At 45.7% G+C, this 22,582-nt stretch carries 11 protein-coding genes and 2 tRNA genes; 9 read left to right on the top strand and 4 right to left on the bottom strand.

Translation table 11 applies throughout. The features are described from left to right. Window positions 1–210: 210 nt before the first annotated feature. Together NT002_00125 and NT002_00120 are read left to right on the top strand one after the other, a co-directional pair. Window positions 211–283, top strand: a tRNA-Thr gene (locus tag NT002_00125). Window positions 284–337: 54 nt separating this feature from the next. Then, window positions 338–419, top strand: a tRNA-Tyr gene (locus tag NT002_00120). 949 nt (window positions 420–1,368) lie between these two features. Here the strand turns inward: NT002_00120 and NT002_00115 are convergent. Further along, on the bottom strand, window positions 1,369–2,115 hold the full coding sequence (locus NT002_00115) for a YdjY domain-containing protein (GenBank protein MCX6827683.1): 747 nt from the start codon (window positions 2,113–2,115) through the stop codon (window positions 1,369–1,371). Window positions 2,116–2,482: 367 nt separating this feature from the next. On the opposite strand from NT002_00115, the gene NT002_00110 reads away from it, so the two are divergent. After that, window positions 2,483–4,588, top strand: coding sequence for a TonB-dependent receptor (locus NT002_00110; GenBank protein MCX6827682.1), 2,106 nt, complete (start codon window positions 2,483–2,485; stop codon window positions 4,586–4,588). Window positions 4,589–4,695: 107 nt separating this feature from the next. Here NT002_00110 and NT002_00105 read toward each other — a convergent pair whose 3' ends face one another. Then, window positions 4,696–7,629: a PKD domain-containing protein gene (locus NT002_00105; protein MCX6827681.1), complete on the bottom strand. Its 2,934-nt coding sequence runs from the start codon at window positions 7,627–7,629 to the stop codon at window positions 4,696–4,698. 1,025 nt (window positions 7,630–8,654) lie between these two features. Here NT002_00105 and NT002_00100 point away from each other — a divergent pair. The 6 genes from NT002_00100 (at window position 8,655) to NT002_00075 (ending at window position 19,135) form a co-directional block, all read left to right on the top strand. Continuing rightward, the gene (locus NT002_00100; protein ID MCX6827680.1) at window positions 8,655–8,936 is read left to right on the top strand and encodes a hypothetical protein; all 282 of its coding nucleotides are present in this window, start codon (window positions 8,655–8,657) and stop codon (window positions 8,934–8,936) included. Between the two features lie 24 nt (window positions 8,937–8,960). Beyond that, the gene (locus tag NT002_00095; GenBank protein MCX6827679.1) at window positions 8,961–10,121 is read left to right on the top strand and encodes a terpene cyclase/mutase family protein; all 1,161 of its coding nucleotides are present in this window, start codon (window positions 8,961–8,963) and stop codon (window positions 10,119–10,121) included. A gap of 12 nt (window positions 10,122–10,133) precedes the next feature. Continuing rightward, window positions 10,134–15,710 (top strand): T9SS type A sorting domain-containing protein, encoded by a 5,577-nt coding sequence (locus NT002_00090; GenBank protein ID MCX6827678.1) that lies wholly within the window; start codon window positions 10,134–10,136, stop codon window positions 15,708–15,710. 532 nt (window positions 15,711–16,242) lie between these two features. Beyond that, entirely contained in the window at window positions 16,243–16,698 is a 456-nt protein-coding gene (locus NT002_00085; GenBank protein MCX6827677.1) for a hypothetical protein, read from the top strand. A gap of 127 nt (window positions 16,699–16,825) precedes the next feature. Continuing rightward, window positions 16,826–17,878, top strand: coding sequence for a hypothetical protein (locus tag NT002_00080; GenBank protein MCX6827676.1), 1,053 nt, complete (start codon window positions 16,826–16,828; stop codon window positions 17,876–17,878). Window positions 17,879–18,724: 846 nt separating this feature from the next. Then, window positions 18,725–19,135: a fibrobacter succinogenes major paralogous domain-containing protein gene (locus tag NT002_00075; protein MCX6827675.1), complete on the top strand. Its 411-nt coding sequence runs from the start codon at window positions 18,725–18,727 to the stop codon at window positions 19,133–19,135. A 164-nt stretch (window positions 19,136–19,299) separates the two neighbouring features. Here the strand turns inward: NT002_00075 and NT002_00070 are convergent, their stop codons facing one another. Further along, window positions 19,300–22,143: a CHAT domain-containing protein gene (locus tag NT002_00070; protein MCX6827674.1), complete on the bottom strand. Its 2,844-nt coding sequence runs from the start codon at window positions 22,141–22,143 to the stop codon at window positions 19,300–19,302. A 6-nt stretch (window positions 22,144–22,149) separates the two neighbouring features. Then, window positions 22,150–22,582 (bottom strand): hypothetical protein (locus tag NT002_00065; protein ID MCX6827673.1); only part of this gene is annotated, 433 nt, incomplete at its 5' end.

The following is a 22,582-nucleotide window of genomic DNA, read 5'->3' as shown; positions in this document are numbered from 1 at the left end:
TGCTTTATTCAACTATTTCAATCATAAATGGCACAGAAACAATGAAATAATAAAAACCATCAAAAACATGATACAAAAAGCAGCCTAAATAAATGAAAAAAAGGATATACCAATTTCCACACTAATATTGACATTACCCATGGTAGGTTGATGCTGTCAAATTGTCTTGACATATGAGCCGGAATTGATAGATTGCGGCCGATTTGTTACGCCGGCGTAACTCAGTTGGTAGAGTAGCTGATTTGTAATCAGCCAGTCGGGGGTTCGAGTCCCTTCGCCGGCTTTGATACCGGTGGACTTGAGCCTGACTGAGATTGGCCGATAAGAAACGTTATATGGAGGGGTTCCCGAGTGGTTAAAGGGAACAGACTGTAAATCTGTCGGCGAAGCCTTCGGAGGTTCGAATCCTCCCCCCTCCATAAAATAAGAGCCCTGCCGAACCTATTGAAAGGCAGGGTTTTTTGTTGGGCGGCAAGAGGTTAGATTGGTGTTGTTGTTCGGCTGCTTAAATAATAAACTGTGATAAAATAGCATAAAAGTGAGCACAAAATGAGCACACTTTTGGGTTGTGACAGTCTGCTGCTGATAATATATCGCAATTTATAATTATGACATTCGTTACCCTATTTTCGTTTCTATTTCCAATTTATTTGAGGTTGGATTTTAGTATCAGATTAGGGGAGACAATCGCGTGGAATATTACAAAAAAGGAAATTTTCTGGAATTTATTCAGTAGTGCTTCGAAACAGTTGAATTGAGTTACTAAGACTGGTTCATAGGCAGAAATCCTCTCACCCCGATATTTTTATTCTTCAAATAAGTGGCCAAATAACATAATAATTCATTGCTATGCAGTAGGATGCGAGGATATGGTATTATTCCCGGTTTTGGTAACCGAGGGTAGATGGTGGTAAAAAGGGGTCAAAAATATCCCAGTTTTAGCACAATTACTATCACAACTTTATCCATTTTTGCAAGAGCTAAGATCCTGTCTATCAAGATAGCCAACGTATCTGCAGAAAATTCCAAAGCCAGATTGCTCTGATATTTGTTTTGTCGGTAAAATATGCCGGAGGTCGGGGCTTAATACCAGCCTTAACAAAAGCCTGTTATATATCAGCATATTAGGACTGCCTGGGAAACGGCATTTTGGGACAATAGTGGCTTAACTCCTTAAGTTTCCATCCTCAGATTCACCACAAGGTTGCCTTTCCACTGAGGCGGAGCGATGCCTAATGAATGAGCAACAGGACTTTTTCGAAGGGAATGAGTTTTCCCGCCGGCGGGAATTGTGGCCGGGGCATAATATCCTTGATTGACGGCAACGCTATCCAATGCTTCATTCAGACCCTCTTGATTTGACACTTTTCATTCAGGTAATCTTATAGTCATCATTATCTTTGTCCCCGGCGGCGGTAGAAGCTCTTTGTTTGACCCGTAGACAGTATCATCATACCGGCCAGAAAGGGGGTTGTTCAGAATGGCGACGGGATCGCTGTAAACAGCTATAATGGAGCCGTCCAGATCGGCCATAAATCTGCCATCAAAAACACCGGATCCTGTGAAAACCCACTCGGTCGGCGACATATTTTTCTTTAATTGAAAGTCGTAAAGCAACTCGTTCGCAGAGAATTCGGCCGTGTCACCATTTCCCTTGACCCATTTTATGAAAATGGCTACGGAATCTCCTCCCGGTACAGTGGAATCCCCCTGGTAATTCAGATTCTGCCCATATTCCATCCCAAATAGAAGGAGCGAAAGCTGAAGATGAATCGGGACAATATCAAGAACTACAACCGATTCATGGGTCTTGCCGTATTTGGTCACGGCCAAATACTCGACCTGGCCTTCGTTCATGTTGACCCATCCGGGAATTTCAATCTCGCGCGCTTCTACATCCAGCTTTAAATTGCCGATAGCATAGTGATTCTCGTCAATTCGAGAGAAGGTCGTGTCGGGCATCGCAGAAACTGAATCAGCCGTCTGAGCAACCTGTGCACCCCCGGTATTACATATTATTAATAGGAAGAGTATCGCCAGGACAATAGTTGGAACCGCCGACGGCGCGTTTTTTAAAGAAACAACCTTATGGGATTCTGTTTTAAGCAAATGCATTTTGCTCACATATGACATAAAAACACCACTCCGCTCCCCGATCAAAAACACTGACAACAATCAGGACAGACTTTTAAAGACCCTTGGACGGCATGACACCAAGATAAAAACGTCCAATCGAGGTTACAATATGTTCAGATTTTTTGGGGCATGCTCTGACACCCGACAAAATCTTTGATATTTAAATTATCAAGCCTTCGTCATCTTGTCAAGATATTTCTCTCTACCGGGGGGCAAGACAATCAAAGATCGTTGACACATTCAAAAATATGGCTATATTAGTCGCAATTACATCAGGGAATCGTACACGTAAGGCACCCATAATTTGGTTCTGCCAATTTCGTAGGGTCTTATCCGGAGGTGACCGATGCTCAGGTGGCCAACATTTTCACAATTTATCGCAGCCCATGTTCTGGTGCTGTCGCTGATAATTGTGCCATCTTCGAATCTGCGAGGAGAGAATCAGTCTACAGGCAAAGACAAGGAGATAGAGCCTGATTCGTCGCAGGCCACCGTAATTAAAGGTGTTGTCGTTCAAGTCGACAGAATTCCACAGACACTATTCCGCGTTCCTGCCTCGGCCAGTATCCTGAATATCACAGAGCAAGAGCGTGTGCGGTATTCTTCAATGGGACAATTGGTCGGGAGTCTGCCCGGTGTACGTTCATATCCCACTGGAAACACATGGGGCCAGTCCTATGTCGATGTGCGAGGATTCTATGGTGGCGGCCAGACGCAATATTTGATGGCCACTTATGAAGGTATTCCCCTTAATGACATTTCTTCCGGTCTTGTGGAATGGAATGGATTTGAAGTCTCAGATATGACCCGGATTGAATCAGTCCGGGGGCCGGTCTCTGCCCAGTACGGCGATTTCGGATTTGGCGGCATAATCGCTCTATACTCTGCCCCCAATGGTTCCGGCTCAGTTGCAGATATGTCGCTTGCCGCCGGCTCATATCATTCTGCGGGTATTACAGGCCGGATAAGCAAGTTTGTGCCCGGGTGGTCGGTCAGTACTTCTGCGACCCGGCGCAAAAGTGACGGATGGCGCCAGCATAGCGCCTATCTGTCGGAAAAATTGTCGCTCAGAGTGGACAAAGAGTTCTCGAGCAAAGCGTCGTTGATGGGAATATTTTCGTATGATCATTCGGCCGAGGAACACCCCGGAGCATTGACCGAAAAAGAACTCCTGGAAAACCGGACGGCGGCGGCAACCGACCTTTCGCATAATTCCTTTCGGGATAAGACCGTGTTGAACCATTTTGTCGCCGGGCTATCGTCAGCCATTTCCATTCTTGAAAATTTTGAGATCAAACCGCTGGTTTATTTCAAGTCTTCCAGAACTGATGATGTTGTCACCATTGGATCGCCGCTTCAACACCTGCCGAAAATCTCTGATTTTGGGGCAGACGTATCTTTGGGTTATAATGGAGTAGCCTTGGGGCGTGCAGCAAGAATTGTCGGCGGTGTAGCTTATGAGCAAGGTGAAGTGATAACCGAATATTTTGAAGCAATGACGGATTCCGGGGATAATCCGTTGATTTCCGGCGGAATGGGCAGGAGAACAACTGCCTCTGTATACATTCATGGACTTCTCTATATCTCGGGACCGTGGTTTATATCTCTGGGTGGACGGGTTGATAACGTCAGGACATTCTTTGATTATAAGAAATCCTTGGCGATTCCTGGAAGCAGGCAAATCAGACAGCATGAATTCGCCTGCACGCCCAAGGCTGCCGTTGGTACGGCGCTGGGGCAGAATTTCTCAATTTATGCTTCAGTGGTGGGAGCATTCAAATCGCCGACATTAATTCATCTTTATGACTCTCCGCCGGTATTCAATCCTTATGCCGGGCAATATACTCTTATTTCGAACAGCTCGCTCAAGTCACAGAAAGGTAATTGTTATGAGGCCGGACTGAGAGCGGTTGGCGGCAATTCTCTTTCAGTCTCTCTAAATTACTACTATTATCTGATTAGCAATGAAATTGATTTTGATCTGGGAAGATTAAATTATACCAATATTGGGAAATCATGTCATTCCGGTTTTGAAATGAGCATTTCGCGAGAGATTATTGATCACTTTTCTGCGACCGGAAATTTCAATTACAATTCCAGCCGGCTCCGCAATGGGGAGTTTGCCGGAAACCAGATCAACGGCGTCCCCGAATTTACCTACGATTTAGAAATCAAGTATGACTGCCGGGGTAGACGGTACTTCCTAATAGAGCTGACAGGCATCGGTAAGGAATACCTGGACCAGGCCAATGAGCAACGCCTGAAGGATTACTACGATGTATCGATTGCGTGTGGATTCATGATATCGAATTTTAAGTTGGGCGGGAAGATAGATAATGTCCTTGACCGGAGGTTTAGTTTCTCTGGTTATGTCGACCCGTTTGTTCAACAAGCCCGGTATTATCCGGCCCCCGAAAGAAATTTCATGATCACGATCAGTGCCAGTATTTGAAAATCCAATTGATATAGTAATTCAATGATGCCTATGAAGACCGACATGAAAAATGGTCGCCGGTAAATAAAGAGAGGGGGATGGATAGCTCCATCCCCCGATACTTCTCATCGCTTGACAGGCGGGCAGACAGGTTCGGGTCCGTTCTTGAATAGATATTTAACCAAATATGAGATATCAGCTATATTCACATTCCCCGAGCTATTCACATCTCCGCTTTGGACGACTGGAACCGGAGCGGGACCATTGAGATAGAGATATTTAACGAGATAGGCGATGTCCAAAATAGTAACATTACCGTCACCATTAACATCCCCGGATCTGTGGCCGATCATCATCACCTCACATCCCTGCTGGAATGTGCTGCCATCCTTATATTTCCCCTGAAGCGTATACTGATAATAAGTAGTATCCCAGAAAATTGGAAAACTCACGATGAAATCAGCCATGGAAATGACAATCTTCATCACCTTTCCGGAATATCCAGGGCACGAATCAAGGATTTCCGTCGATATCGGGATAATAGAAGTGTTGACTTTGATGCTTGCCGGATCAATATCATCTACGGTATAATTCGCCTCGGGATCCTCCAGATAGATCGTAGCGGCCATAGGCTCGACCGAGTTTTCGTAATAGGCATAGATCGGTTGAGGAGTGATGTCCGCCTTGCAGTTACCCAATCCAACTGAAATTGAGTCAAAGTTATTTAGCTCATTATACTCCTCGATTTTGCCGTCAGGATCTACGACAACATATACCATCCTCGGAAGTCCCTCGGGAACGACCCATTTGACCTCGACGGTGTCAACCTGGCGCGCCGACATCGATGCAATTGACTGGTCATCACCTATTTTATTGAGAGGATTCTCCGGGTCACCATCAAAGAATCTTACCGCAATATCGGAAACCGGGTCTGAGAGAGAGTCGCAGTATATGGCCGCTCTGACAAACACCGTGTCACCCGATCCAGGATGGGGTTGGGAAAAGAACAAAGCAGCAGAATCAACGCCGACGTCCATGTTGGATGTCCAGACGGTTACCCAGGATGTGTCTCTTGACATGGCTCCGTACGTATCGGTCACAATTAGACCTACGTAACCCGAGTGGACAGTGGACCAGGACTTGAAACAAATAGAATCTGTGCAGTCACAGAAAACATTATCGCCATCAAGGTCCCAGCAATAACTGGCAATGTGGTCACCCGGATCAGGATCAAAAGAGTTTGTACCGTCAAATTTAATTGTATCACCGACCCGAGCCGCGTAAGGACCGCCAACATCGGCAACAGGGGGATGATTGAGAGTGTCAACTATGATCCTGTGCTTGGCAGTGCTATACATTGGAGGGATACTATTATCCTTGACACGCAGGGTGATCATGAAAGTGTCGGCCAGTGTTCCCTGCAGCAGGGGATAACCGGGGTCGGTAACTGTTTTCCCGCTTGCATCGGCCTGGCTCCAATCGATACCGTTAGCTTCGTCGAAATCCCAGAGCCATTCAACTATAGCTTTGGACGTATCCATATGATAGGAATGGCTACCATCGACCTCGAAAGAAGTGCTTGCCGGTATTGAAGCAGGTGCCTTGATTACGGCCACCGGCCAGCGGGTTATTCCATGGAGAAGAATAAGGATTCCGAAGTCGGTATCCAGAAGATTGCTCCCATAGTTGCAGCCGTCCCAATGTCCGTCAGCGGCTTGGTGGGTTATCAGGTAACTATTATACTCCTGCTGCCAGTAGTGGCTACCAATGACCGCAATTTCACTTGGGTTTCCAAGGCTATCGACGGCGATACGGCATCCTTTGGCTATCCCGTACATGGCATAGTAATTACCGAGATTTCCATCGGTGACGTTGCACCCCTGCACCCAACTATTGTTTAGATAGGTCAGGGTCTTCTGTATCCGCAGGTTTGTATAGGAGACATCACAAAAGGAAAGAATGCAGAGACCGGCCCCTGTGCGGCCATCGTTGGGGTATCCATTCCAGTCATAGCCAAAACCGCCATTGGCATTCTGGCTGTAGGTCGCCCAAACCAGGAGTTCCAGCTTGACAAAGGATGGTATAGTGACTCCCCAAACGCTTTCCGCAGCCTCCAGACCAATGGCGGGCCACTGAGTAACAGAATTGTCGGCGTCACTGCGGTTGGGCGTATATCGCCAGCCGCCTCGCCCCGCGCCTGCATCATTTTGCGCCCAGCCAAGATAATCGGCCACATCGCCGGCAACGTCGATATAAGTTCGTCCAAGGACAGAGGCCGAGCCGGAACTGATGACACGGTCAGGGGTGCCGCTGGCCACAATTGCCATAAGGGCTATGCCGGTCTCATATAGCGGCCTTGTCCCATCACTGAAGTAAATTCCTAACCCATCGCCATCGGTATCAGGATTACCGTGCGTTTGGACTCCGATACTCTGACTATAGGCAAGCGAAAACATTATGTCAAAACCCCGCTGTACATGTTCGGCATATATATCTTCATCAGGATCGTTCGTGGCGAGATGTCCGCGATTCAGAAAGGCGAGGACCTCCATTCCGAATGCTCCAGGCCGATACTGACCTTCCGCGCCCCAACCTTGCCAACCGATGGATCCATAATTGTGAAGATATAGATATTTCAGCCCTTTTTCTATGGCCCGATTGACCAGCGCGGAGCTGTCGGATGACACAACATCGATTCTGACCTGATCGGTATCAGACAAACCGTGGGAATCGGTCACAATCAGGGCGGCATATTTGGGCCCCATCGAAGTGTAAGCGTGCGAGACTGCAATATCGCGCGGATTGGCAACGCTACCATTAACGGCCGGAGAGCCGTCACCAAAGTCCCACGAATAAGTATAGGGCGCGGTACCTCCAACAACGTTGCCCCATACTACCAAAGGGGTATCAGGCCAGGCGTAAGCGTTATCGATGCCGGCCACCAGGTTACGAATACCATCAGGCATGGTATTGACGCGAGGAACCTGAGCGAATGCAATCCCCGATAACAATATGCTCAGTGACACCAGGATCAAACCCGTGCAAATTCTCTTTTCCATTCTTCCTCCCTTTATCGTTTCAGTTAGTTAAATAGAGGATATAATTAGTAATCATTGTCCGGCAAAGGCGAATGTCGGTCAAATCAGCAGTCATTTTCTTATAGAAAGCAAGTAGTGGAGACCTTTACCAAAATTAATATTTGATTTCCTTCTTTCGATACGGCAGTGATATGGCAACCCCTTGCAGCTTCTCGAGATACGCAGCCTCCCCTGGAAGAGGAATCGTCATCATACCACCGTAGATAAAACAATATTGCGCCAAGTCCTTGAACCCACTCAATACCGCAACTCCTTGCGCGTTTCAATACAAAACAAATGCGCTCTTTCCGGCTTTACATAGAAGCCAAAATGCAGTAAATAATCTGTATAAATGACTGGTGTGCTCCTCTTGTCTCCAAGAGCCACTCATCTGTCAATATATCCGCATTCTTTTCAATGTCAAGTGATTTGTCTCTCTTTCTACTTCTTCGTAATCCTCGCTGCAGAAACTGCTTTTTATTTCTGAACCGATTACCAGAAAATTCCAGGCATCCCATGGAAACCACTTAATCGAACTCGCGGAAGTGTGTTGTGTACTTTATAATTGTAGGTTCATCTTCTTATCAGTAATTCCACCCTATCACGGACATACCGGCGTTGGGCCACAGGGGGAAGGAATTCAGGACATTTCCAGGAGACAAATAATCTTCTATAGCAATATCTGGAAATAAAGGATACTAATTTAGTCATATATTTGGTTCTTGCTGTTTAGTAATACTGTAAAATCTGCTTGACAGTTAGGACATAATAGGATATAATTATTCCATTGGGAATCAAACTTATCAGGAAATTGAGCACGCTCCTGGCGGTTTGAGCGAAGAACTATTCTAAGGCCGTGACGGTTCCACAGTGGAATAATGGGTGATGTTTCATGGTCTAGCTTTAATTTTCTTTTACTTCATGCCGGTGCGAATTATCGGACGCTACCGGGCCAATTGGTTTGTAGATATATGTGAAAAAAAGAGATTTCAATAGGTCAGAAAGTCATGCTCGGTCATTCCTCGTGCTTATGTCGCCTGAATTGCTACAAAGAGTTCTGCTTTATTTCAATTACTTTCATCATTCTCCCACTGACGCATTTTTCCAATGCCCAGGAAACAGGATCGGAAGCCGATATCGAACGTCCAATCGCGGCGGTTTTTGGTGACCTGGTGGTGATGCTGAATAATCCGCTGTTGGGACGATTTGACGACACCGTTTATGGTGTCGATGGAAATATTCTCCGGCCTCAGCCTAAAAGAGAAGAAATGATAATTAAGACACTTTAGTAAAATGTCAACAGGAGGATGCCAATGAAGAAAACAATAATGGCCTTGCTTCTTGCCTTATTTCTTTTATTACTATTATCAACTGCGTCGGTTCCTGAGGAATTGCTCCGTTTTGACGTATCGGTCAAGCACGAGATTGAAAGAAGCATTAATCAGGGATTGGCCTTTCTGGCCGGAACCCAGAAGGTTGATGGCTCCTGGAGTCAATATCCAGGTGTCACATCATTGGTTCTGACCGCCTTTCTCCGCGCCCCGGAAAAAACAAGGTTGCAATATGATAGGAATATCCAGACCGGGTTCAATAATCTCCTTACCTTCACCCATGAAAACGGAGGCATTTATCCGGAGAATGAACCGCAACTGCGTGCCTATAATACATCAGTGGCACTCATGGCGTTGGTAGCAGCCAACGATCCACGTTTCAAAGAGATAATTACAAATGCCCGTGATTATCTGATTTCCATGCAGGCAGACGAGGATGAGGGATTGACTCTCGATAGCTCTACCTATGGAGGAATTGGTTACAACCGCGATGAGCGATCGGACATTTCGAATATGCAATTTGCTTTGGAAGCATTGCGGGCTTCTGAGGATTATAAACCAAAGACCGAGTATGCCGGCATTAAGGAATACCGCGGTGAGGTTTCGCGTGATATAGCGGAGACATCCAATAAAGAGCTTTTCTGGGAAAAAGCGATCATTTTCCTTCAGAGATGTCAAAACTACAAAAAGTATAATCAGTATGGCTGGTCATCTAATGACGGCGGCTTTGTTTACTATCCCGGAAATTCCAAGGCTGGCGGAACAACTTCCTATGGATCAATAACCTATGCCGGCATGAAGAGTCTTATTCATGCCGGACTGACGAAAGATGATGAGCGGGTTCAGGCCGCTTATAAATGGATAAGTAGCAACTATACGGTGGAAAAGAATCCGGAGCTTGACCGACAGGGCCTTTTCTACTATTACCATGTCATGGCCAAGGCGCTTACCGTATTTGGTGACAGTCTCCTGACCGACACCTCGGGCGCCAATCATGATTGGCGTTATGATTTAGCCAATAAACTGTTAACTATCCAGCAGGCCAATGGCTCCTGGGTGAATGACAGCGGTCGGTGGTGGGAGAACAACCCTGACCTTGTCACCGCCTATTGCCTGATGGCATTGGAAGAAATATCAAAGTGAGGAAGTTGTAAGATGAGATCATTAATTCGAATACCGGGTTTCATATTTATTGGAGTTCTATTGGTAATAATCTTTGGCCTTTCAAACTCGGCCAATTCAACCGCTGCTGCAGACCAGGTTAGGGTTGCCGTTGAAACGGCCACGGGTATTCAATGGGACAATGTGGCAGTGGACACTATTCACAATGTGTTAACATTGCTCTCGAGGGCCTACCCTGAGATGGCTATGGGAGATGCTTTGTCAAATGACTCGAGTGCACATTATGCGGCAGTGAACTTCATAACAAAATTGGCAGATATGTCCGGGGTCCCGAACGCGGCAGATTTGAAATTGGTTTCTGCCAGCAAACACTTATATAATACGACCCCAGGGTATGAATACCGTGAGTTTAGTTATACCCTGACATACATGCAAATCTTTAATCAACTACCTGTTTATGGATCAGAGATAATGATTTCTATGAATCGGGCGGGAGATGTATATAACCTCAGAAATATTTCTTTTAGTATCTCTTCGGCTACGCCTGCTGCCTTCAGTTTGAGCAAAGATACCGCATATATTATTTTAAAGAATTACTATCATGTAGATACTATGGATATTTTTGAAGAACCCGAACTGTATGTCTTACCTCCCAATAGTCTGATCTGGCGTTTTCAAATAGGAACGCCTGTGCATAAGTTGGTCCTAATAAATGCTATCACTGCCGCGATTGAACTCGCACGGGATAATATTGTACAGCAGATACCAGACGGGTATTGCTGGGTTCATGGAACCGTGCAAGGCAGCCGCAACGGCAGAATGGATATAAATGACTTTGTAAATCTCACTGATGTATATGTGAAGATATTTGAAGATGATTTTATTCTTGAGCAGACCTATTGGGATGGCTATACCACAGCTATGGGCACCTATAACTTTGATCCAGCCGTCTATCCACCAATCTGGGAAGGATTGATTCCTGGCATTGATCATGCTGAAATTGGTGTTAGAGCTTCCCTAGATAATACGAGGGTCGCAATAAGGCAGGGTGGCAATATTGTATCGCAGACAATCCCGTCTTTCGAACCTGCCAACCAACAAGAGTACGTGCACGACTTTACATATAACTCGGATATAGAAAGGGAGGCATCTTGCAGCTTTATTGAAATGCAGCGCGGATGGAACTATAGAGGCAAGACCAATAAGGTGATCATAAATGTGCACGCTGCCGAGGGACCCAATTGCTATGGGTCCGTAATAAACCTGCCGCACGGTCAAGCAATTGTTCCCAATGATGCTCAATTGCACGAATTTGGACACGCAATAATGTATGAAAGATATGGGAATAGATGGCCCTCAGGTAACACAACAAACCATCCCGGGCAGTGTCCCAATAATTGCAGCAATTGCAATAATCATTGTGCTGCAGGGAATGAATGTAGCGCCGATGCAATTTTGGAAGGATGGGCCAACTATTTCCCGGTTGCTGTCTATAATGAGTTTCCGGCCGCTGATAATCCCGGTGATCATTCATTTGATTGGAGTAATGGTGGTTCCTGGGACTTGGAAAGCAACACACATTCTTTTGGCATCAGTAATTGTGGCGGCGTTACACTTGCTGCCGATGGCGGTGATAAAGATGAAGCCGCGATTGCTACAATTCTGTGGGATATTAGAGATGGAAGAGATGCTGGTGACAATGACAACTTGAGCCTCGGATCGGACGCCTGCTGGCATGTGTTTATGGATCGGCATCCTTACACGACCAAGGAATTTTATGAAATAATGTATGATGAATACCCAAATGACAGGGCTAATATCTGGGAGGTCTTCCACAATCATGGGATTGATGATAATGTGGCTCCGACCGGGGTTCCTGCGAATCTTGCATCTCAAGTAAATGGTAGGAGCGTTTCTCTTACATGGACTCAGGTTCCTGACCCGAATTGGAATGCCGTTGACAATCAACTAATAGCAAGCGGGACCCTCTCGCTTATACAAATCGATGAGGATCCAAATTTCTTATCTCCCTATGAATATCGACGTTCAATATTGCCCTTTACTCTTACGCTAAATTCCGGGACATATTATTGGCGCGTTAGAGCCACAGACTATGCAGGCAATGATGGGGCCAATTGGTCTTCTGTTGCCACATTCACTGTCCCATCTTGCTTTGAATCACCAATTGCAGCCAATTCCAGTGGTTCACCTGTTAGCAGCAGAATATGCAAATCCTATTTTCAGCAGTATCACTTTCCCGTCATAGCCGATGGGCGGTCATATAGAGTTACGGTTATCCCTGACATCGGCAACCCGGACCTATATGCCTCACGCTATCAGGAAGATATTGACCAGCTCAGTGATATTCAGGATTGGAATGTAACGTGTCCCACAGGCTCGGAATTCTGTGCCCGCTCCATAAATCCGGGAAATACTATCGATTTTGTGACGTTTACTGCACCGGATGATGGCGTCAATTATGACAGTTGGTTTTCAGTCTATGCCCCGCCTGACAATACGGAAGAAATGGTGAGTTATGATATAGTGGTTACCTGGACAATACCTCCACCGGCGAATGTCGCTATCGACAGGGGTCTGGATTGGCTCAAAGCTCAGCAAGTCATAAGTGCGGGCAATATAGCGGCTGTCAAAGAAATGGAAGGTATCTCGGAAGGTAAAACTGACACCGCGTCGTCTGCTACAATAGTTCAGGTTCCTGCCACGGGCAGCTGGTCATGGGGAGGTTCCGCCAATGCGGGTATCACTGCCTTGGCACTGCAGGCATTCCTGGGCCGCGGTTATGGTATTGGCCATTCCACATATGGTCCTACGATTGAAAGAGGGATTAACTACCTGCTTAATATTAGTGAGCGACCCAATTCGGATGGCTCAATTTTCAACAGCTACCCTGGGTATGAAACCGCAATGTCAATTGGGGCACTGAAATCGGCGCTGAAAACAGGATTGCCGGAACCCCTAAACTCAAGAGTGCAGAACGCATTGAACAATGCGGTGGCCTATTATACAAGAAGCGTTGATCCTTCCTGGCCCCGTGTAAGCTGGAGGTATTACAATAGTTATACAAGTCCTGACGGGGGAGACATGTCGATAAACCAGTGGGTTTATTTGGCTCTTGATGCCATGAACTATACTGATAAAGCTATTTGGAACAAGATTTATAACTATATAGACTACCACTCAGCCAAGTCTGGAAATAATGCGTGGATAGGATACCAGAGCCCCGGCACATGGACTCGCGGAAATACATTTGCCGGCATTTGGGGATTGAGTTTGGCCGACAATCGTGGCGTTACCGGTGCTTACAACCTTGCTAATAAGATGTACAACTTTGAATCCGGATATTGCCCTATTGAAGCAATTCTCGCGCCGCCAAACCTTCATTCGGACTGCGTATATCAGGGGGCGGGCTATTATTACTATATGTATGAATTTGCCAAAGCTCTCGAGTTAGGGCGCAAAACCCAATTCTGTGGCCAAGACTGGTATGAAGTCATGGCGGGCAAAATTGATTGCCAACATCTGGCGGATGCCACAGGTTACTTCTGGCAGACAGGATGGACGCCCTCATGTGGATACTCTATTCCGTCAGGTGGGCCTGGAAACCACGGGAATACAGCTTTAGCAATCCTTTCACTTGAAACCGGCACCGTTCCTCCTCGGTCCAGAATCAGATTAGGCTTCACCGCTATAGCAAGTGGGCAAGGAGAAGACGCATCGGACAGCAATAGCCCCCTTCCGGACATGATTATGAGAGTTTACTCTGGCCAGTATTATGCAGGTCCCGATTCCCTTGGGAATTGGCTTAGCACCTTCCCGGGTTCATTCTGGGTCAATACGGCCGGGAAACAAGAGCTGGAAATCGAGTTGACTTCCGCGATGACCTTCGATATCGAATGTGATAATACTGGTCCGGCCTCGTGGAATTGCCAACTGGCAGCGCAAGCATTTCTTCCGGACAATCCTGAGCCCGCTGACTCAATAATGTTTTCCTGGGTAGTCGGTCCAGGGGAATTGTGGGGCTCCAGTTGCACTGTCAACGCCATAGGCGGCCTAAGCATATTCCAGCCCGCCCCGGCACCGCTACCCAGAATGTATGTAACTCCAAATACGACAGACCTGTCTCCATTTGTCAACGACTCTATATACACTTTCTCTTTCCTTGTTGCAGAAAGCAGCGGTACTGCTAGTTTGACGGATATAGATTTGTTCGGCACTGACCTCACCGACGAATATGGCCACGTGATATCAAAATCAAACATCACGGTAATTCCACAGAACATTGACTCTATTCCGCAGGGTGGATCGCGCTCTGTGAGCGTCACGATTGCAACACCGCCAGTCAGTCTGCTTGATTTCTCGACCTGCGGGACCTTTACGGGAGGCATCATTGCCCAGAGCTATCATCAGACCAGGTCGATGGGTATTGTTGCGGCAACCGGCGGTAACGGTATCCTGCAGGTAACTGTAAAGGAGAACGGAAAAGGCTTGCATGGTGTTCCTATTGACATCTATGACAAACACGACTCACTAGTCTGCACTAGCGCCACTGACGTTAATGGCTTTGTGACTTCGGATTCGCTATTTATCGGCAATTACCGTGTCTGCATTGTCCCACCACTCGGATATAGATGCCAGAATAGCGAGCAGATGGCGACAGTCTTTCGTGGCCAGATTAGTCCCGCTGCCTTCCAGCTCCAAAAGATGAGCATCGTACCGGCACAGTTATCTTCTGCATACTGGAAGCATGTCGTCGCGACTACTCTTTATCCGGCAGGGGGAGAGCCCGACAGTATAATTGCGCCCCATCGACTGCCAAAGTATGCCGATTTGATGTATAGTCACTTCCAGCAGAACGCCGTCCACCCCATTAATATTTTCGGAGATGACTATCCGGCCGATACGCATGGAAAACTGGAACGCCTCTTTATTCTTCTCGGCGGGAAGGTGCATACTTGGATTCAGGATACGGTTAAACTTGATGCCGTGCCGAGTAGTAATAATGCTTCCCGTCCTTCTCCTTACGGCCCTGTGAGCGACAACCGGCTTGCCTTAATGGAACTGACCGCTCTTATGTTAAACATTGTCTCCAATCGGGTGGCGACTTTTAATGAGGCCACTGAGGACGGAATAACTGTCGGACAGTTACTGACTCATGCCAGCGATCTGATATATAACAACAATGCTGAAGATGACTGGCCAATCTATCTGGCACTTAGGAATTTCAATTATGGGACGATTCTTGCTACTGGCATTATACCGGCCAACACTATTGATATCGCCTACATGAATGCTTCGAACGAGATGGTTCCGGAACATTTCTCTCTTTCACAGAATTACCCCAATCCTTTCAATCCGAACACACGGATTGAATTTGGTCTACCCGTCGGCGCCCATGTCAAACTGCAGATATTCAATATGATGGGGCAGAAGGTGAAGACTCTGGCTGACGAATGGTGGCAGGCGGGGCTGCACGCCGTTATGTGGAATGGCACCAATGATGCTGGCGATCCAGTGGCGACCGGAATCTACTTATATCGGATCACGGCGGGGGACTTCAACGAGACTAGAAAAATGTCTTTAATAAAATAGTCTTGTAATTTGTTTATTGGAGACAGCCTTAAGAGGCTGTCTCCTCTTCTGATTCAGACAATTTCCATAATTGCCGGTCTGCGGAAATGCAAGGATGTAGCTTTCGGGCGATGTGCCAAGAGGTCAAGGAGAGAATGGCAGTTTGTTCACCGCATCGGCCAGATGATCCGGTGCCAGATCAATTAATATATTGAGAGTGGCGAATTCAATAGATGCGAAGGACTTAAAATCCGATTCAGACGATTCTGCAAGTAACTGACAATAATAATTCTATTTTCATACAACTTTAAGCAAACTTCTAAGAGGTTCTTACGCCTAAGGAATAGAAGTTGAGAAAAATCATACGATTTGGCAAGAAAGTAAGCAGTTCTGCAATATGAAATTAAATTAGTCGAAAGGATAAAACAGTGTGGCATAAATGACCTAGATGTAAAAGAGCCGTTGACTTCGAAAAGGCGGCTACAGTTATGTAAATAAATGTTCACTTGTTCGTTGGAAATATGGTAACATCAATTATTGAAGGAGAAATGCTGTGTTAAAGTTAATGCCGAGAAAATCAGGGGTTGCTCTTGTTCTGGTCGCGTTTATGCTTTCACTATTCTTTGTGCCTCGGAGTGCATATGCGGCATGGGAAGACAAGTCCGGCGATCTCAAATTTGGTTCTTCGCCACTTATCATTGCAGGCGTTGCTGTGGCGGCAGTCGTTGTTTTATTGATTGTCACACATAAGGATAAAGACAAAGACAAAGACGGTGAAGAAAAAAATAAGGAAGATGACAAATCATCAACTGAAATGACTGGCAGTCAGAATCTTATCTATGCAAGCGGCGGTGCTAATCCATCAGGTGTGTCTCTGCAACAAAAGGAAATGCCGAAACTGAATTACTATCTGCGAGTCGAGAGCAACACGCAAGAATTCAATGGGGATATGCGAGCACCGGATTTATCTAAGATGACTGTCAAGGCGGGACTCACGTTTGGTTTCTGAAATTTATGAAACGTCATGCCATAAACAATTGTGAATAGATTGGATTCAATTATATAATCCGATCGAGCACACCGGAAATAGTCGAGATTGTGTTAAAACTGATTAACTGAAGGAAGGACAGAGAATAATGAAATCAAGAATCTCGAATTACTTAGCGCCAATAGCGCCGCTTATGGCGGTCTGCGTCCTGGTCTTCACGATCGGCTGTTCGGAAGACTCTATCGTAGAGCCCAATAAAATAGAGAAGAACCAGAATGTAGCTCCGATTCTGACGTCGCTTAGCATCGATGCCGACTCTATCAAGATAAACGATACCAGATCGGCACATTGCGTGGCATCGGACATGGATGGAGACTCCTTGACCTATAACTGGACTGCTACAGGCGGTTCGTTTGCCGGCTCCGGTGCTTCTGTGACTTGGCAAGCTCCGAACATAAGAGGCCTATACACCATAACCTGCGTGGTTTTCGACGGCCGTGATGCCGCCGATACCAGCAGTATCGAAGTCGAAGTGTCCGGCTGGAGAGTGCTGTATGTGGGCAATATGAGCGTTGGCGCACTTATTCAGTCGAGTGGCGTGTACTCTCACTACAAGAAGATAAGTCTTTGGAAAGACGCCGGCTACGAAGCGGATGTCTATACAATCGGGAGTGTAAAATTCACTGACTCGGTGCTGGCGTTGTATGACGTCCTAGACGTGCATGGTTGGCTGCACACGGAGGACTCTGCTGAGGGTGCGGCCGTGCACCGATGGGTTAATACCGGTGGGAATCTTCTGGCGACAGTCACTGCTGACGCGATGGTCCCCTTGGTGGCCCCTTTTGGAGTTGAGCGCATTGACGGCGTTCACGGTGGATCATCGGGATTAAGCTGGAGTTTCCATGGCGCGCCGCTGTTGATTGGCCCGGTCAATGGACCGGAGGCGTTCAATGGGTTTCTGGCGACCGAGTCGATGGATTGCCCCGTTTTGACTGCGGGTCACTCGCTGACCATCGCGGCCACCGTGGGCGGATACCCGGCCGTAGTCTATGGCAAGTTCGGGTATGGCGCTGTCGTGATTACCTTCGCCGGAGGCTGGGGGCATGACGCAACGAAATCCACAAACGCATATCGCGCCACGATATACCGAGGCGACAACATCGACTTTATGAATAATTTAATTTCCTACCTGTCAAAATGAACTGACGACAGTCAGACTATCATAAGAACCACCCTTACCTTTAAAGGAAGAGTGGTTCTTATTTATTCGTCCACTAATATGAGTTACAGAGGCGACTACAGAAATTATGACTACTATAGTTGCGTCCTCATACCCGGCTGGCCGACTAAGTTCGGGAATGGGCAGTAGCAACGCCTCTTGGTAACGATGGGGCACGATGGGGAGATCTCTTTGGTGACGGGTCTGCCGAGTTAGTAGTGGGTCGGAACGGCTCATACGGGCTACACGTCTTCAGTGACTCCGGTCGTGCTTTGTGGTCAGATATGACAATTGGGAATGTCTGGAACCAGGCGACTGTCCCGAGCGACGGCACAAATCCTGGGCTCGTCTTTGCTACATGCGCGGCAGGACGGGTTCGCATGTACACCGCGGGCGGATCGTATATTCACAACGTTGATCCTCACGGAAGTTATCACTCATCGGTGGACGCGGGGCGGATTAGCTCCGAGGGGGGCATTCGCGTGCTGACATTTGCGGACGGTTTTGTTTTTGCGATGGACACATCGGGAGCCACTGCATGGTCATTTTCAGGTTGGGATACGCCGGGGGGTTCTGACAGGACTCTGTGGAATGCTGATGTTGATGGAGATGGGGAGCTAGACTGGATGTATCGGGAGGATTCAGCGACTTTTGTGGCGCGAAGATCAGGCAACGGAGAACAGCTGTTCATGCAAGATGAAAGTAGTAAGGTTAGAAAATGCGAGTTGTTTAGTCGACGCGGCAGGACTGGTATGCTCGTCACTCTGATCGGCGACACAGTGACAGCGTTCACATACGCGCGGTGATGCGCGATGCATTTGATATTAATTGACTTTGCAAGTAGGGGGGACTTGCTGGTATGCAGTAGCCGATAGCCGAAATATTTCTCCCACGGGCTGGCATGTACCAAGTGATGCCGAATGGCAAACATTAATTAATTATCTTGGCGGCAATGATGTTGCAGGTGGAAAGATGAAAGAAGCGGGAACCACGCATTGGAGGAGTCCTAATCTCGGCGCTACCAATGAAAGCGGTTTATTTTCTGCATTGCCCGGCAGCTATCGTGACCTCAATGGGAGTTACTTAAGTATAGGTTGCAACGCCCACTTTTGGTCTTCTACAGAGTCCTATAGTAACTATGCGTGGAACTATTACTTGGATTGTATTCATTCAGAAGTTTATCGCAGCTATTACGATAAGCCAGATGGCTTTTCAGTTCGCTGCGTCAGGGATTATTGACTATTTGTCTATTTGACTATTTGGGGTATGGGGCGGAGCCCCATCAAAATGGAATTAGTATAAATAATGTATTCTATATGGGACTGGCGCTGGAATTAACATGAGGCAATTTTAGACACAATTCTCCAGACGGTATGCCAGTTTAAGATACAGGCAATAATTTCCTAATTATCAGTTCCAATGATAATATAGGGCGCCCAAAAATAGGGATGATTATATTCACTATTTATTAGATTTTTCTTTGCCAGGCTCAGGGCTGAAGAAACGGGATTTCCATTTTTTATGTTTGTGTAGAATTGACGAACAAAGATTGAGGCGCTGTTATCATCCAGATTCCATGATGCCACGATAGCGGCCTTGCACCCGGCCACCAAAAATGGTCTGGCGAGATTCATTGTTCCTTCGCCGGGAAGACTTTGTCCCTGGCCGGTATTGCACGCCGATAGAAAAATGGTATTGGCGGCCATCTCAAGATGGGAAATTTCCAAAGCCTGCAACAGCCCGTCATTTTCGTGATAGAATGTGCCGCCCATGGAAAAGACTATCGCCGAATGCTCCGGGTTATTATAATCGGTTAGACCATGAGTGGACAAATGGATAATATTATATTTTGTGAAATCTAGTTTTTTAAAGGTTGTTTCAGAACAATCTCCAGCCATAAAAATATCAGAGTTTTTTGCTCCGAAGAGGCTTCCAATGAAATCTATTTCCTCTCGAGAATGGTTCAATGGCACAATACCCAATTCGGCATAAGGCTCAGACAAAAGATTTTGAGATTGATCGCCTTTAATCTCTTCCGTGGAATCATTATAAAAAACTGGAGCACCAAATGCGGCAATCTTCTTCTGAATGCCATTTTTCATTAAAGCCGGCCTATTTCTGATTTCACACAAAATTGTCAGAGACGGCAAATAAGTTATATTATAGTGTTCAATCATGAATGAAGAGTCTCGGTCAATTAGCGTCTCTAATGGCAGCCCGCATAGATAACTTGATTGGACAACAAGAACATTTTCGTATTTTCCTTCCTTCAACAACTTCTTAGGAATAAGGGCATCGTACAATTTCCGTCCAATCTCAAAAGCTCTGTTTGATATTCTGTTGCTGCCCGGGTAGACTGAAATATTTAATAAGTATTCGCCTACCATATTTTCTAATGAATCAAGAGGGGCATCAATTTTATGAAGCAGAATGGTATCTCGATCAATGCATATTACATAAGAACCAAATTGGGAGATTAAATAATCCAAGATAATTTCGCCTGATTTTATTGTCTGATTCTGAATAACCGTAGCAGAAATCTTACTAATTGGTGATGGGATATTTTTCGAATAATCCTCTTCGTAACCGCGGAATTTCATCGCCATCAACGAGTCTTCCAGCCCGGCAATATCGGAGGACAGCCTATCACGGTTGCCGCCCATCAATTTACTTTTATATAATTCAGATATTTTTGAAACCAATATCTCTTCGTTATGAAATAAGTCACCATCGCTTCTGGAAGAGATCATTTCAAAAAGAGCTCTAGCTCTACCGGATTCATCATACTTGATCACCGAATCTAGAAATTCACGATTATTGGTGGAACTGTAGTAGTCAATAAATATATTGACCAGAAGATTATACATGCCGATTTTATCTGAAAGCACTCCAATTTTAATTTCCGGTACTGGGAGTTTCTGATAAGCATTTTCTACAAGATTAATAGCTGTTTTCAAGACTAATTGAGCTTCGTCTTTATCGCATTTATAATATTTGCAGAGAGCCAAACCATAAAGGGCACTGTGCATCTCTTCAAATCTTGAACTGCATTCTATTACAGCATTATATAAAGATTCGGCCGCTATATAATTATTCTGCTGAACCGATAGAGAGGCATTTCGGATCAGATTTAGAATTAGCCCTGTCGAATCCCCGGCTGCCTTGAAAATACTGTCTGCCAGATAATAATAGCCGGCTGAAACGGTTGTGTCATTGAGAGCCTGATATACAAAGCCTAGGCAACTGATTGAATATCCAATGTTTGCCAATAAAATCGGATTGCCATTCGCCAATTTGTGCCTCTTATCCAGAGATAACTTCCCATAATAAAGGGCAGAATCATATTTCCCTTGATCGCAGAATAATTCTGCCAGATAATATAGACAAAGAGCTTCGCCATTCGGATTTTTAATCTCTTCATACATTGGAAGAAGAGATTTATAAATCCGTATGGCCTTTTGAGTCTGAAATAATTGTAAATAAAAATAACCCTGATAGCTCAACGCGCTGGTCTGCAAATATCTGGAGCCAAGGATATTAGAAATGGTGATGCTATGGCGAATGGCTTTTTCGGCGTTAAAATAATCGGCTTTATAGATTTGAAATATTTTTGCCCGAAGCAATTCCGAGGAACCTAACAGGTCGAGAAAGCCAATATTGGATGCCATATCATTTGCCAGAATTAGATAGCTTTCGGCCGAGTCTATCTTCTGCTTCTCATAATAACCTTTGCTGATTTCAAAATTGATAGTGGCCAGACAAAAAGAATCATGCAGGGAATCAAATTTGGTCCTTAAAGTCAACAAAGAATCCGGAAATTTCCAATTTTTGGAGAAGGTTTTCGGATGACTGTTAAGGTTGCTGTCGAGTCCGAGTTTTAAATATATTTCATCCTTATTCCAGCTTCGGAAAAGACGAAATTTGTGATTGAAATCCTCTATACTTGTGCAGGGTTCATAAATATCAATAAGCCATTCTAATGATCTTCCCAGCGTGTTCGCCTCCAGAGTATCCCCCTGGGCTTTTAGATTCAAATATTGATACAAGCTCTTGTTAATTTGCCTGCGAGCATTTTCGTGATTAGATTTTATAAAATTAACAAAGCCGGTTGTGTCGCAGACATGACTGAAATCAAATATTGCGGCATTTTCAGCCTTCCGCTGACCGCAACTTATGATCAACAAGAGAAAAATGAGGAGAATGGAGATTTTCGTCATCCCACTGAAAAACCAATATTTATAAACCAAGATGTCCTAATTTGACATTTTAAGACGGAAAGGGAAGGCAATGGTTCGGCGAATTCTTCCTTGCTCAAACTCCTCTGCCGTCAATATATAAAATCCAGGCTTAAAATAGCGGGCCGGGGCCTTAATGGCAAAGGCTTTTTCTCTGGTAAGATTGGCTTGTCCAAAAATATTTTCCCCGTCAAGATTATGTATGGTAATATTATAAAGGAATCGGCCATTTGCGGGCACCGGATAGTCCAACTCAAATTGGATTGAATCCACATTATTATCCATAAGGAATACGGTACTATCTGCGGCTCTCGAAATGGGCGTAAGTCGACAAACCAAAATCTGTTTTTCGCTAAGACCATTCCTGACCAGCAAATAGGTGGGGACACTCATAATGATCAATGGAATGAGGATAAGCATTGAAACTAGAATCTTATAGGACAGTCCATAC

It is taken from the genome of Candidatus Zixiibacteriota bacterium (assembly GCA_026397505.1).
Taxonomy (GTDB): domain Bacteria; phylum Zixibacteria; class MSB-5A5; order GN15; family PGXB01; genus JAPLUR01.
The sequence above is the reverse complement of the archived record's forward strand: the minus strand, read 5'-3'. Positions and strand labels throughout refer to the sequence as shown.

What these genes read in the sequence shown, in the direction of transcription:
- NT002_00110 (MCX6827682.1), top strand. Translation starts at nt 2,483, where the DNA reads ATGCTCAGGTGGCCAACATTTTCACAATTTATCGCAGCCCATGTTCTG.
- NT002_00095 (MCX6827679.1), top strand. Translation starts at nt 8,961, where the DNA reads ATGAAGAAAACAATAATGGCCTTGCTTCTTGCCTTATTTCTTTTATTA.
- NT002_00105 (MCX6827681.1), bottom strand. Translation starts at nt 7,629, where the DNA reads ATGGAAAAGAGAATTTGCACGGGTTTGATCCTGGTGTCACTGAGCATA.
- NT002_00115 (MCX6827683.1), bottom strand. Translation starts at nt 2,115, where the DNA reads ATGCATTTGCTTAAAACAGAATCCCATAAGGTTGTTTCTTTAAAAAAC.
- NT002_00080 (MCX6827676.1), top strand. Translation starts at nt 16,826, where the DNA reads ATGAAATCAAGAATCTCGAATTACTTAGCGCCAATAGCGCCGCTTATG.
- NT002_00090 (MCX6827678.1), top strand. Translation starts at nt 10,134, where the DNA reads ATGAGATCATTAATTCGAATACCGGGTTTCATATTTATTGGAGTTCTA.
- NT002_00100 (MCX6827680.1), top strand. Translation starts at nt 8,655, where the DNA reads ATGCTCGGTCATTCCTCGTGCTTATGTCGCCTGAATTGCTACAAAGAG.